This is a genomic window from Bradyrhizobium sp. SOJA106 (assembly GCF_059448745.1).
On record NZ_CM182549.1, the window covers coordinates 2,866,737 to 2,879,242 of the forward strand.

At 65.1% G+C, this 12,506-nt stretch carries 12 protein-coding genes; 10 read left to right on the forward strand and 2 right to left on the reverse strand.

The window, feature by feature from the left end:
- Window positions 1-15: 15 nt before the first annotated feature.
- Window positions 16-933: a LysR family transcriptional regulator gene (locus AC5V87_RS12820; protein WP_495371186.1), complete on the reverse strand. Its 918-nt coding sequence runs from the start codon at window positions 931-933 to the stop codon at window positions 16-18.
- Between the two features lie 119 nt (window positions 934-1,052).
- On the opposite strand from AC5V87_RS12820, the gene AC5V87_RS12825 reads away from it, so the two are divergent.
- The 6 genes from AC5V87_RS12825 (at window position 1,053) to AC5V87_RS12850 (ending at window position 6,642) form a co-directional block, all read left to right on the forward strand.
- On the forward strand, window positions 1,053-1,868 hold the full coding sequence (locus AC5V87_RS12825) for a putative hydro-lyase (protein WP_456839746.1): 816 nt from the start codon (window positions 1,053-1,055) through the stop codon (window positions 1,866-1,868).
- Between the two features lie 86 nt (window positions 1,869-1,954).
- Window positions 1,955-3,199 carry an ABC transporter substrate-binding protein gene (locus AC5V87_RS12830; RefSeq protein WP_495371187.1) on the forward strand — a complete coding sequence of 415 codons (1,245 nt, stop codon included), beginning with the start codon at window positions 1,955-1,957 and terminating at the stop codon, window positions 3,197-3,199.
- Window positions 3,200-3,409: 210 nt separating this feature from the next.
- Window positions 3,410-4,243 (forward strand): branched-chain amino acid ABC transporter permease, encoded by an 834-nt coding sequence (locus AC5V87_RS12835; RefSeq protein ID WP_231164374.1) that lies wholly within the window; start codon window positions 3,410-3,412, stop codon window positions 4,241-4,243.
- Window positions 4,243-5,226 (forward strand): branched-chain amino acid ABC transporter permease, encoded by a 984-nt coding sequence (locus AC5V87_RS12840; protein WP_495371188.1) that lies wholly within the window; start codon window positions 4,243-4,245, stop codon window positions 5,224-5,226. The genes AC5V87_RS12835 and AC5V87_RS12840 overlap by 1 nt, the downstream gene beginning before the upstream one ends.
- Window positions 5,223-5,954, forward strand: coding sequence for an ABC transporter ATP-binding protein (locus AC5V87_RS12845; RefSeq protein ID WP_456839743.1), 732 nt, complete (start codon window positions 5,223-5,225; stop codon window positions 5,952-5,954). The genes AC5V87_RS12840 and AC5V87_RS12845 overlap by 4 nt, the downstream gene beginning before the upstream one ends.
- Entirely contained in the window at window positions 5,938-6,642 is a 705-nt protein-coding gene (locus AC5V87_RS12850; protein ID WP_456839742.1) for an ABC transporter ATP-binding protein, read from the forward strand. Before AC5V87_RS12845 ends, AC5V87_RS12850 begins: the two co-directional genes overlap by 17 nt.
- A gap of 122 nt (window positions 6,643-6,764) precedes the next feature.
- Here AC5V87_RS12850 and otnC read toward each other — a convergent pair whose 3' ends face one another.
- Window positions 6,765-7,451 (reverse strand): 3-oxo-tetronate 4-phosphate decarboxylase, encoded by a 687-nt coding sequence (gene otnC / locus AC5V87_RS12855; RefSeq protein ID WP_495371190.1) that lies wholly within the window; start codon window positions 7,449-7,451, stop codon window positions 6,765-6,767.
- A 104-nt stretch (window positions 7,452-7,555) separates the two neighbouring features.
- Between otnC and ltnD the strand changes: the two genes are divergently transcribed.
- The 4 genes from ltnD to AC5V87_RS12875 all read left to right on the forward strand — a co-directional run bounded on the left by ltnD (window position 7,556) and on the right by AC5V87_RS12875 (window position 12,406).
- The gene (gene ltnD / locus AC5V87_RS12860) at window positions 7,556-8,473 is read left to right on the forward strand and encodes an L-threonate dehydrogenase (RefSeq protein ID WP_456839740.1); all 918 of its coding nucleotides are present in this window, start codon (window positions 7,556-7,558) and stop codon (window positions 8,471-8,473) included.
- An 11-nt stretch (window positions 8,474-8,484) separates the two neighbouring features.
- Window positions 8,485-9,267 (forward strand): 2-oxo-tetronate isomerase, encoded by a 783-nt coding sequence (gene otnI / locus AC5V87_RS12865; protein WP_456839739.1) that lies wholly within the window; start codon window positions 8,485-8,487, stop codon window positions 9,265-9,267.
- Window positions 9,264-10,550, forward strand: coding sequence for a 3-oxo-tetronate kinase (gene otnK / locus AC5V87_RS12870; RefSeq protein WP_495371191.1), 1,287 nt, complete (start codon window positions 9,264-9,266; stop codon window positions 10,548-10,550). Before otnI ends, otnK begins: the two co-directional genes overlap by 4 nt.
- A 164-nt stretch (window positions 10,551-10,714) precedes the next feature.
- Complete coding sequence (locus AC5V87_RS12875; RefSeq protein ID WP_456839738.1) at window positions 10,715-12,406, forward strand: methyl-accepting chemotaxis protein; 1,692 nt, start codon at window positions 10,715-10,717, stop codon at window positions 12,404-12,406.
- Window positions 12,407-12,506: the final 100 nt, after the last annotated feature.

Sequence of the window (12,506 nt, forward strand, 5' to 3'; positions counted from 1 at the left end):
TGTCCGGCGCCTTTTTCAATGACGCGCCAGCACGGGCGCGTCAACAGCAAGGCTCCTCTGCGCAATCTGACGTGCAAGCTCCGCGACGCGTTCCACCGCGACGACGTCGGGCGAGGCGAGCCAGCTCGCGGTGAATGTCAGCGGCGCGATGGCAAGATCGGTGTCGAGCAGCTGCAGCCGCCCGTCGGCGAGCTCGTTCTCGACGATGGCATCGGGAATCACGGCGATGCCGAGTCCCTCGACCGCCATGTGGATGACGGTCGCAAGCGATGCGGACGCATGCAGCCGGATCGGCGGTAGCTCCGGCCGGTCGAACACCTCGCGCACGACCTCATAAGGCTTCGTCTTGCGCGGGAAGGTGATGATCGGAAACCGCGCGAGCTCCGCCGGCGTGACCGGCCCCTTGCCGAGGCCGAGCGAGGGGCTTGCGAGAAAGCCGATCGGATAATCGGCGAGCACGCGATTATGCACGCCCGAGGCCGACAGCGGCCCGACGACGAAGGCGAGCTCGATCTCCTGTGCGAGCAGGCGCGCGGTGAGGTTCGGCGTGATGTCGACCTCGATCTCCAGCGACAGGTTCGGATAGACCTCGTTCACGCTCTTCACGAGGCGCGGCAGCCAGGTGTGTACGATGGTCTCGGCGACGCCGAGACGCATCACGCCGCGCATGGCCGAGCGGTCACCGATCTCCGCCATCATTTGGGCGCGCAGGCCGATCAGCTTCTCCGCATAGACCATCATCTGCCGCCCGCTCGGCGTCGGCGAAGCCACGCGATGGTCGCGGTTGAGGAGCTTGACACCCATCTCGCGCTCGAGCTGGGCGATGCGCTGGGAGATCGCCGGCTGGGTCGTATTGAGCCGCGCCGCAGCGCCGCGGAAGCTGCCGAGCTTCACGACCCAGAGGAAGGTTTCGATCGACCTGAAGTCGAGCATTGGAAGGATTTTCCTGGTCGATAAAGCGAGTTTATCGATATCGATTAAAAAGGACGATTAGACTTTATAGTATGCTTGATGTTGGCTGTGCTTGTCGAGTTCATAGGCAGGTCGATCAAATGACTGTTTTAGTGGCAGCGCAGCAAACTGAAACGCCCGACACGCTCCCGAGCCGCAAGGCCCGGCTCGCCTACCGCGAGGGGCTGGTCGCTTCCACCGCCGGAATCGCTCCGGGCTTCGTCCAGGGCAATCTGGCGATCCTGCCGGCCGAATATGCCAGTGCCTTTCACCGCTTCTGTCAGCTCAATCCGAAGCCGTGCCCGATCATCGGCATGTCCGATGTCGGCAGCCCGCACATTCCCGCGCTCGGCGCCGATCTCGACATCCGCACCGACGTGCCGCGCTACCGGGTCTGGCGCGACGGCGAGGTGGTGGACGAGCCGACCGACGTGACCAGCTATTGGCGCGACGACCTCGTGACCTTCGTGCTCGGCTGCTCCTTCTCGTTCGAAGAGGCGCTGCTCGATGAAGGCATGCCGATCCGCCACATCGAGCACAATGTGCGCGTGCCGATGTACCGCACGAACATCGCCTGCGGCGAGGCCGGTCCGTTCGCCGGCCCCATGGTGGTGTCGATGCGCCCGTTCAAGCCGGCGGACGCGATCCGCGCGGTGCAGATCACGTCGCGCTATCCCGCCGTGCACGGTGCGCCCGTGCATCTCGGCCATCCGCATCTGATCGGCATCAAGGACATCGCCAAGCCCGACTATGGTGACCCCGTGCCCGTCGCCGACGACGAGATCCCGGTGTTCTGGGCCTGCGGCGTGACGCCGCAATCTGTAATCAACGCTGCGAAACTCCCGTTCGCGATCACGCATTCGCCCGGCCTGATGCTGGTGACAGATCTGAAGAACAGGGCCATGGCCGTGATTTAGGAGGCAGCGTTTGCTGCTTCTTCGGGCTTTACGCTAATCGCCAATCGCTTCATTCGAACAGTCGAAATTCAACAGGGGACTTTGCCATGACGATCACTCGCCGCGACGTGCTGCTGGGCGCCACCGCTATTGCCGCGCTGGTGCCGCTCGCCGCACGCGCCCAGACCTCGGAAGTCGTGATCGGCGTGATCTATCCGTTCTCCGGCGGCAGCGCACAGCAGGGCGTCGACGCGCAGAAGGCCTACGAGACTGCGCTCGAGGTCATCAACAAGGATACCGATTTCGACCTGCCGCTGGCCAAGGGCGAGGGCCTGTCGGGGCTTGGCGGCGCCAAGGTGCGCCTCGTGTTCGCCGACCACCAGGCCGATCCGCAGAAGGGCCGCGCCGAGGCCGAGCGCCTGATCACGCAGGAGAAGGTCTGCGCCATCATCGGCACCTATCAGAGCGCAGTCGCCGTCACCGTCAGCCAGATCTGCGAACGCTACCAGATTCCGTTCGTCTCCGCCGACAATTCCTCGCCGAGCCTGCATCGCCGCGGCCTGAAATATTACTTCCGCGCCGCGCCGCATGACGAGATGTACTCGGCCGCGATGTTCGACTTCTTCGATGCCATGAAGAAGAAGGGGACGAAGATCGAGACGCTGTCGCTGTTCCACGAAGATACCATCTTCGGCACCGACTCCGGCAACGCGCAGGCCAAGATCGCCGGCGAGCGCGGCTACAAGATCGTCACCGACATCAAATATCGCGCCAACTCGCCCTCGCTCTCGGCCGAGGTGCAGCAGCTCAAGACGGCCAATGCCGACGTGCTGATGCCCTCGAGCTACACCACGGACGGCATTTTGCTGGTCAAGACCATGGCCGAGCTCGGCTACAAGCCGAACGCGATCGTGGCGCAGGACGCCGGCTTCTCCGAGAAGGCGCTGTATGACGCCGTCGGCGACAAGCTCGAAGGCGTGATCTCGCGCGGCACTTTCTCGCTCGACCTCGCGCAGAAGCGCCCGATGGTCGGCAAGATCAACGAGATGTTCAAGGCGCGCTCGGGCAAAGATTTCAACGACCTCACCTCGCGCCAGTTCATGGGCCTGATCATCCTGGCGGACGCCATCAACCGCGCCAAGTCGACCGACGGCGAGAAGATCCGCGATGCGCTGGCGGCGACCGACATCCCGGGCGAGGAGACCATCATGCCCTGGAAGCGCGTCAAGTTCGACGAGATGGGCCAGAACAACGACGCCGACCCGGTGCTGCTGCAATATATCGGCGGCAAGTTCGTCACCATCTTCCCGCCGCAGGCCGCGATCGCCGAAGCGACCTGGCCGATGAAGTAAGCGCTGCGGGAGCAGGGGAGCAAGTAGAGATCGTCGCGCGAGCCTCGTCATTGCCAGGAGCGAAGCGACGAAGCAAACCAGGCAATTGCCGGAGAGGCAGTCTGGATTGCTTCTTCGCTCGCAATGACGGAGCAAACGATCACGTTTCGGACGGGGGACCAGAGTTGACAGCCCAAGCCATAATCCAGAAGTCTCGCGAGCGGCCTTCTCATGGGCCTGCTCTATGGATTGATCGCCGTCGGCCTCGCGCTGATCTTCGGCCTGATGGACGTCGTGAACTTCGCTCATGGCGAGTTCCTGATGATCGCGATGTATGCGAGCTTCTTCCTGTTCGCGTTCTTCGCCATCGATCCCTTGCTGTCGGCGCCCTTGGTCGCCGCCGCACTGTTCGTGTTCGGAGCGGTCGTCTACCTCTTGATTGTACGCTTCGCCATGCGGGCCAAGGCCAATGCCGGCATGGTGCAGATCTTCTCGACCTTCGGCCTTGCCATCGTCATGCGCGGCCTCGCGCAGTTCTTCTTCACGCCGGACTACCGCAGCATTCCGCAGTCCTGGCTCGGCGGCAAGACGGTATCGATCGCCGGCATCTTTCTGCCGGAGCCGCAGCTGATCGGCGCGCTGGTCTCGATCGCAGCCTTCGCCGGCCTCTACTTCTTCATCCACCGGACCGATTTCGGCCGCGCGCTGGAAGCCACGCGTGAAGATCCCGGCGCGGTCGCGCTGGTCGGCATCGACAAGAACCGCGTGTTCGCGCTCGGCTGGGGCCTCGGCGCCGCGTTGGTCGGTCTCGCCGGCGCGATCATGGCGGTGTTCTTCTACATCTATCCCGACGTCGGTGCGTCCTTCGCGCTGATTGCCTATGTGACCGTGGCGCTCGGCGGCTTCGGCAGCGTGTTCGGCGCCTTCGCCGGCGGCATCATCGTCGGTCTGGTCGAGGCGACGACCGCCCTGGTGCTGCCGCCCTCGCTGAAATCGGTCGGCATCTATGCGGTCTACCTGCTCGTCGTCTTCATCCGGCCGCGCGGCCTGTTCGGGTCGATGTGATGGACAAGAATTTTGCCGCGCGGCGCCGCCGCGACCTCATCATCGCCGCGGTGCTGGCAGCCCTCGCCGCACTCGCGCCGCTGTTCATCAAGGACGTCTACGTCCAGAACATCCTGATCCTGACCCTGATGTATGCGGCGCTGTCGCAGAGCTGGAACATCCTGTACGGCTATTGCGGACAGATCTCGCTCGGCCACGCGCTCTATTTCGGCATCGGCGCCTACACCACCGAGCTCTTGTTCACCAAGTTCGGCGTGCTGCCCTGGTTCGGCATGCTCGCCGGCGGCGTGATCGCGGCGGTGATCGCGATGGGGCTCGGCTATCCCTTCTTCCGCCTGCGCGGCCACTACTTCGTGATCGCGACCATCGTCATCGCCGAGATCGGCCTGCTGCTGTTCCAGAACTGGGAGTGGGCGGGCGCTGCGATGGGCATCACCATTCCGGTGCGCGGCGACAGCTGGCTGAAATTCCAGTTCCTGCGCAGCAAGCTGCCGTACTTCTATTTCGCGCTGGCGCTGTGCAGCCTCGCCTGGTTCGTCACCTGGTGGCTGGAAGACTCCAAATGGGGTTTCTGGTGGCGCGCGGTGAAGGACAATCCGGAAGCGGCCGAAAGCCTCGGCGTCGTCGTGTTCAACTCCAAGATGGGCGCGGCTGCCGTCTCGGCCTTCCTCGTCGCCATCGGCGGCGCCTTCTATGCGCAGTTCCTCGCCTATATCGATCCTGAGAGCGTCATGGGCTTCCAGTTCTCGCTGCTGATGGCGCTACCGGCCGTGCTCGGCGGCATCGGCACCCTCTGGGGCCCCGTGCTTGGCGCCGCCATCCTGATCCCGATGACCGAGCTGACGCGGTCTTATATCGGCGGCTCCGGCCGCGGCGTCGACCTCATCGTCTACGGTACGCTGATCGTGGCGATCTCGCTGGCCCTTCCTCAGGGCCTAGTGAGCCTGTTCTCCCGTTCAAAGTCGAAAGGAGCCACGCGATGACCGCGCTCCTTGAAACCCGCGGCGTCTGGCAGCGGTTCGGCGGCCTCGTCGCCAACAGCGACGTCTCGATCTCGGTCCGCCGCGGCGAGATCGTCGGCCTGATCGGCCCCAACGGCGCCGGCAAGTCGACCCTGTTCAATCTGATCGCCGGCGTCTTGCCGCCGACGCAAGGCTCGATCTGGTTCGACGGCGAGGACGTCACCCACATGCCGGCGGCCGCGCGCTGCCAACGCGGCGTCGGGCGCACCTTCCAGGTGGTCAAGAGCTTTGAAACCATGACCGTCGTCGACAACGTCATCGTCGGTGCGCTCGTGCGCAACACCGTGATGCGCGAGGCGCGCCGCAAGGCGCGCGAGGTGCTGGAATTCACCGGCCTTGCCGCGCGCGCCGACGTGCTCGCGAGCGATCTCGTCCCGGCCGAGAAGCGCCGCCTGGAAGTTGCGCGTGCGCTCGCAACCGAACCGAAGCTACTGCTGCTCGACGAGGTCCTCACTGGCCTTACGCCGACTGAGGCGCAGACCGGCGTGGCGCTGGTGCGCAAGGTGCGCGATGCCGGTATCACCGTCTTGATGGTCGAGCATGTCATGGAGATCGTGATGCCGCTGGTCGACCGCGCCATCGTGCTCGACCTCGGCAAGGTGCTGGTCGAGGGCAAGCCCGCCGACGTCGTCCGCGATCCCAAGGTGATCAGCGCATATCTGGGAGATCGTCATGCTCAGCGTGCATGAAGTCACGACCGCCTATCAGGGCCTGGTCGCGATCTCCGCGGTTTCGATCGAGGTCCAGAAGGGCGAGATCGTCTGCGTCGCCGGCGCCAACGGTGCGGGCAAGTCGACGCTGCTGAAATCCATCGCCGGCGCCGAGCGCCCGCGCTCGGGCACGGTGACGTTCGATGGCAGGCGCCTCGACGGCATGGCGCAGCATCACGTCACCGCCACCGGCATTGCCTACGTGCCGGAGAACCGCCGCTTGTTTCCGCGCCTGTCGGTGCGCGACAATCTCCGCCTCGGCAGCTACCTCTATCGCGGCGATGCGGATCGCGAGGGACCGCTCGACCTGGTCTTCAACCTGTTTCCGCGCCTGTCCGAGCGCCTCGAGCAGCGCGCTGAGACGCTCTCCGGCGGCGAGCAGCAAATGCTCGCGATCGGCCGCGCCCTGATGACGCGCCCGCGGCTGTTGATGCTGGACGAGCCCTCGCAGGGCATCATGCCAAAACTGGTCGATGAGATCTTTCAGGCCGTGAAACGGATCCGCGACGCCGGCATGACCGTCCTGATCGTCGAGCAGCGCATGGCCGAGTGCCTCGAGATCGCCGACCGTGCCTACATCCTGCAAACCGGCCGCGTGCTGATGCAGGGCCCGTCCGCGGAGATCAAGGGCAATCCCGACGTGCGCAAGGCGTATCTGGGGCTGTAGCTAGACTGCCGTCGCAATCTCCGCCGTCATTGCGAGGGAAGCGAAGCAATCCAGACTGCCTCGGCGGAAAGATTCTGGATTGCTTCGCTGCGCTCGCAATGACGAGGGGTGAGAGCCGGGCTCTAGTGCTCGTGCCCACGCTCCGGCAACGTCACCCCGAACACCTTCACCAGATCCGTCACCTGCTCGGGCGAGAGATACCGCGGGTTTAGCCCGCGCAGCAGCAGATACAGCTTCGCGGTCTCCTCAAGCTCCTCCGTCGCGAACACGGCGGCTTCGAGCGTGTCGCCAGCGACGACGGGGCCGTGGTTGGCGAGCAGCACGGATGAGTACTTTCCCGCTAGTCCCTTGATCGCGTCGGCCACCGCGGGATCGCCGGGGCGGTAATAGGGCACGAGCGCGGTGGCGCCGCATTTCATCAGGTAATAGGCGGTCATCGGCGGCAGTGCGGCGCGCGGGTCGATCTCGGGCAGCATCGAGAGCGCCACCGAATGAGTCGAATGCAGATGCACGATCGCGCGTGCGCTGCCGCGCGTGTCATAGAGCGCCGTGTGCAGCGGAACTTCCTTGGTCGGCGCATCGCCCGATACCAGCCGGCCCTGATCATCCAGCCGGGACAATTTTGCGGGATCGAGGAAGCCGAGCGAGGCATTGGTGGGGGTCACCAGCCAGCCACCGCCGTCCAGCCTGACGCTGATATTGCCGGAGGAGCCCGGCGTTAGCCCGCGCTCGAACAGGGACCGTCCGATCCGGCAGATATCCTCACGCAGCCTTGTCTCGTTGCTCGGTTCAGTGCTCATGGCCGTCATGCCCGCTTGTCTCACGCTTTGGCAGCGCGGCCAAGCCGTGTTATTCGGTTGCCAAGCCGCCGCAAAGGGCGGCCGTCCAGGAAACGTTCGCAAGGGTCAGTTGCATGTCCGCCACCACGTCACAAAATCAGCGCATCGCCGTCATCGGGCTCGGCTCGATGGGGTATGGCATGGCGACCTCGCTGAAGCGCGCCGGCCATGCCGTGACCGGCTGCGACGTGTCGGCGGACGCTGTGGCGCGGTTCGTGAAGGACGGCGGCAGCGGCGCCAAAACGCCGGCCGAGGCCGCCAAGGACACCGACATCGTCGTCAGCGTCGTCGTCAATGCCGCCCAGACCGAAGCGATCCTGTTCGGCAAGGACGGCGTCGCCGAGACCCTGCCGAAGGACGGCGTCTTCATCTCCTCCGCCACCATGGATCCCGACGTGGCGCGGCGCCTTGCAAAACAGCTCGAGGCGACCGGCCGGCATTATCTCGATGCGCCGATCTCCGGCGGCGCGCAGCGCGCCGCGCAAGGCGAGCTGACGATCCTCGCCTCCGGCAGCCCTGCCGCCTTTACAAAGGCGCGGCCGGCACTCGACGCGATGGCCGCAAAGCTCTACGAGCTTGGCGATGCCGCAGGGCAGGGCGCCGCCTTCAAGATGATCAACCAGCTGCTCGCCGGCGTGCACATTGCCGCTGCCAGCGAAGCCATCGCGTTCGCCGCCAAGCAGGGCCTCGACATCCGCAAGGTCTATGAGGTGATCACGGCCTCCGCCGGCAATTCCTGGATGTTCGAGAATCGCATGCCGCACGTGCTCGACGGCGACTACACGCCGCGGAGCGCGGTCGAGATTTTCGTGAAGGACCTCGGCATCATCCAGGACATGGCGCGCAGCGCCCGGTTTCCGGTGCCGGTCTCCGCCGCCGCGCTGCAGATGTTCCTGATGACGGCTGCCGCCGGCATGGGCCGCGACGACGATGCCTCGGTGGCGCGGATGTACGCGCAGGTCACTGGCGTGAAGCTCCCCGGCGACAAGTAAGAGGATCTCCAATGCCCCGTTTCGCCGCCAACCTCTCAATGATGTTCACTGAGGTGCCGTTCCTCGACCGCTTCGATGCCGCAGCCCAAGCCGGCTTCACCGCGGTCGAGTTCCTCTTTCCTTACGAGCATCCGGTCGAGGCCGTCGGCGAGCGGCTCAAGCGCAACGGTCTGACCCAGGCGCTGTTCAACCTGCCGCCGGGCGACTGGAATGCCGGCGAGAAGGGGTTTGCGGCACTCCCTTCGCGCTTCAATGATCTCAAGGCGAGCCTCGAGACAGCGCTGCCTTATGCCAAGGCAACCGGCGTCAAGCGCCTTCACCTGATGGCCGGCATCGCCAACCGCGGCGAGCGCGTCGCGATTGAGGCGTTCTACAAGTCGGTGGCGTGGGCCGCCGAGTTCTTCGGCCCGCACGGCATCGACATCGTGCTCGAGCCGATCAACGCCCGCAACGTGCCCGGCTACTTCCTCAACGATTTCGGCTTCGCGCGCGACCTGATCCAGGAGTTGCGGCTGCCGAACCTGAAGCTCCAGTTCGACATCTATCACTGCCAGATCATCCATGGCGATGTCACCATGCGGCTGCGCGAGATGATGCCGATCATCGGCCACATCCAGATCGCCAGCGTCCCCTCGCGCAACGAGCCCGACGGCGAAGAGCTGAACTATCCGTTCCTGTTCGAAGAGCTCGACCGGCTCGGCTATCCCGGCTTCGTCGGCTGCGAATATAATCCGCGCGGCAAGACCACCGATGGCCTCGCCTGGTTCAAACCTTACGCCGGAGTGAAGCCGTGACCCCCGCAGCAAAAATTTCTCTTGGCTGCATCGCGGACGACTATACCGGTGCTTCCGATCTCGCCAACACGTTGACGCGCGCGGGCCTGCGCACCGTGCAGACTATCGGCGTGCCCGCCGATGATCTGGCGCTGCCCGAGGTCGACGCTGTCGTGGTGTCGCTGAAAAGCCGCTCGATCGAGGCCGGCCTTGCCGTGTCGCGCTCGCGCGCGGCCGAGACATGGCTGCGGGGCCGCGGCGCGGACCACGTGCTGTTCAAGATCTGCTCGACCTTCGATTCCACCGATGCCGGCAACATCGGCCCGGTGATGGATGCTCTTCGCGCCGATGGCGGCGAGGGCGTCGTGCTGGTGACGCCGGCCTTCCCGGAGACCGGCCGCACCGTCTACCAGGGCAACCTCTTCGTCGGCGCGGTGCCGCTGAACGAGAGCCCGCTGAAGGACCATCCGCTCAACCCGATGCACGATTCCAACCTGGTGCGCGTGCTGGCGCGCCAGAGCCGGACGCAAATCGGCCTCGTCGATCTCGCTACCGTCACGCGCGGCGCAGATGCCGTGCGCGTGCGGCTCACCGAGCTCGCGGGCAAGGGCATTGGGGCAGCGATCATCGATGCCGTGTTCGACCGCGATCTCGAGACCATCGGTCTCGTGGCCGCCGAACATCGGTTGTCGGTCGGTGCCTCCGGCATCGGCCTCGGTCTGGCGCGGGCGCTGGTGTCGACGGGTAAGGTCAAATCGGCCGCGACGAGCGGAGAGGCGGGCGCCGCGGTCGGCGGACCGGCGGCCTGCCTTGCCGGAAGCTGCTCGCAGGCGACACTTCAGCAGATCGCGAATGCCGAACGTGTCATGCCGGTGTTGCATCTCGATCCCGACCGTATTCTTACGGGAGCGCGCGAAGCGCAGCGTGCGCTGGACTGGGCAAGGCCGCGACTGGCCGAAGGTCCGGTGCTGATCGCATCGAGTTCGACACCGGATCAGGTCGCCGCGCTCCAGGCGCGTCACGGCCGCGACGCGGCGGGCCATGCAATCGAGCAGACGATGGCTGATATTGCGGAAAGCCTTGTAAAATCAGGTGTACGGCGCCTGGTCATTGCCGGTGGCGAAACATCCGGCGCCGTCGTTGATCGGTTGAGGATTCCCGGATTTCTCGTCGGAGTGGAAATCGCCGCTGGCGTTCCGGTGCTGCGCGCGGTCGGTGCTGGCGGCGACATGCTGCTCGCGCTGAAGTCCGGAAATTTTGGCGGCGCGGAGTTTTTCGCGGACGCGCTTAGGCTCATGCGCTGAGCGCAGGGCATTCTTAGCCCCTCATTCATTTCTTTCGGCTTCCGTACCTGTGCGGAGTCGTAGTTAAGAGCTGCTCAGTCGCCTTGCTGTTGGATATCGGCACCGCATCGTTTGTTGATGACCATTTCCGGACGCGCCGCCGCGCCAACGCAAAGAGACCGCTTATGCTCGCTAAGATTTCCATCCGCGCCAAGATCATCAGTGTCGTGGCGTTCCTGCTCGTCGCGATGGCCGGTATGGGCCTGCTAGCCGTCATCAAGATGCGGTCGATGAACGCCAATACGGTCGACATCACCACGAGCTGGATGCCGAGCGTGCGCGTGCTGGGCGATCTGCGCGCCGGCGTGATCACCTACCGCAACGTGATCCGCGAGCACATGCTGGCCGAGACGCTGGATGAAAAGCTGGCGGCGGAAAAGACTGCGGCGTCCGTAACCGAGATGTTGGCCAGGGCTCGCAAGGACTACGAGGCGATGATCACCTCGCCGGAAGAGCGGGCGCTCTACACCGAGTGGTCGAAGCTCTGGAGCGAGTACCAGAAAGGCGGCCAGGACGTCATGGAATTGTCGCGCATGGAGGCGGGCAAGGTGCCGCACGGATCCCATGAGCTCAACACCAAGACTGTCAACAAGATCGGCCTGAAGTCCGACGAGGTGCTGCAGAAGGACATCGAGCTCAACACCAGGGGCGGCGACCAGGCCGCACGGGACGCGGCCGACAGCTATTATCATGCGTTCATGCTGCTCTCGATCATCCTCGGCGCCGCCGTCATCGTCGGCATCGGCGTCGGTTTCTATCTCGTCCATGATGTTTCCAGCGGCATCAACTCGATCACCCTGCCGATGCAGGCACTGGGCAAGGGCGACCTTTCAGCCGAAGTCCCGCACCGGGGCGAGAAGACCGAGATCGGCGCCATGGCCGACGTGCTTCAGATCTTCAAGGAGGCGCTGATCGCCAAGAAGGCCGCCGACGAGGCCGCCGCGGCCGCTGCCGAGGCCAAGATCGAGCGCGGCCGCCGCGTCGACAACATTACCCGCGAATTCGAGACGATGATCGGCGAGATCGTGCAGACCGTGTCGTCGGCCTCGACCCAGTTGGAGGCCTCCGCCTCGACGCTGACCTCGACCGCCGACCGCTCCCAGCGGCTCGCGACCACCGTTGCCGGAGCATCGGAGGAAGCGTCCACCAACGTGCAGTCGGTGGCCTCGGCGACCGAGGAGATGGCCTCGTCCGTCGGCGAGATCAGCCGTCAGGTGCAGGAATCGGCACGGATGGCGGGCGACGCTGTCGGCCAGGCCCGCGCCACCACCGAGCGCGTCAGCGAGCTCTCCAAGGCGGCATCCCGCATCGGCGACGTCGTCGAGCTGATCAACACCATCGCCGGACAGACGAACCTTCTGGCGCTGAACGCCACGATCGAGGCGGCGCGCGCCGGTGAAGCCGGCCGCGGCTTTGCTGTGGTGGCTTCCGAAGTGAAGGCGCTCGCCGAGCAGACCGCGAAGGCGACCGGCGAGATCGGCCAGCAGATCTCCGGCATCCAGGCGGCGACCAACGACTCTGTCGGCGCGATCAAGGAGATCTCCTCGACCATCGAGCGCCTCTCGGAGATCTCCTCGGCGATCGCGGCTGCGGTGGAAGAGCAGGGCGCAGCGACCCAGGAGATCGCCCGCAACGTGCAGCAGGCGGCGCAGGGGACCCAGCAGGTCTCCTCGAACATCACCGACGTGCAGCGTGGCGCGACCGAGACCGGCACGGCCTCCTCGCAGGTGCTGTCGGCGGCGCAGATGCTGTCCAACGATTCGAACCGGCTCAAGGCCGAGGTCAGCAAGTTCCTGACGAACGTCCGCGCGGCGTAAACCGCGGCGCCGGACATCCATCGACGAACGGGCGGCGCCGCGAGCGCCGCCCGTTTTCTTTTGGCGGACGCATGATATCGTCTAAAGGTAGCATTGTGAC

Coding starts and splice junctions, on each gene's coding strand:
- ltnD (WP_456839740.1), top strand. CDS start 7,556: ATGTCCGCCACCACGTCACAAAATCAGCGCATCGCCGTCATCGGGCTC.
- AC5V87_RS12850 (WP_456839742.1), top strand. CDS start 5,938: ATGCTCAGCGTGCATGAAGTCACGACCGCCTATCAGGGCCTGGTCGCG.
- AC5V87_RS12840 (WP_495371188.1), top strand. CDS start 4,243: ATGGACAAGAATTTTGCCGCGCGGCGCCGCCGCGACCTCATCATCGCC.
- AC5V87_RS12830 (WP_495371187.1), top strand. CDS start 1,955: ATGACGATCACTCGCCGCGACGTGCTGCTGGGCGCCACCGCTATTGCC.
- AC5V87_RS12825 (WP_456839746.1), top strand. CDS start 1,053: ATGACTGTTTTAGTGGCAGCGCAGCAAACTGAAACGCCCGACACGCTC.
- AC5V87_RS12820 (WP_495371186.1), bottom strand. CDS start 933: ATGCTCGACTTCAGGTCGATCGAAACCTTCCTCTGGGTCGTGAAGCTC.
- otnC (WP_495371190.1), bottom strand. CDS start 7,451: ATGACGGCCATGAGCACTGAACCGAGCAACGAGACAAGGCTGCGTGAG.
- AC5V87_RS12845 (WP_456839743.1), top strand. CDS start 5,223: ATGACCGCGCTCCTTGAAACCCGCGGCGTCTGGCAGCGGTTCGGCGGC.
- AC5V87_RS12875 (WP_456839738.1), top strand. CDS start 10,715: ATGCTCGCTAAGATTTCCATCCGCGCCAAGATCATCAGTGTCGTGGCG.
- AC5V87_RS12835 (WP_231164374.1), top strand. CDS start 3,410: ATGGGCCTGCTCTATGGATTGATCGCCGTCGGCCTCGCGCTGATCTTC.
- otnI (WP_456839739.1), top strand. CDS start 8,485: ATGCCCCGTTTCGCCGCCAACCTCTCAATGATGTTCACTGAGGTGCCG.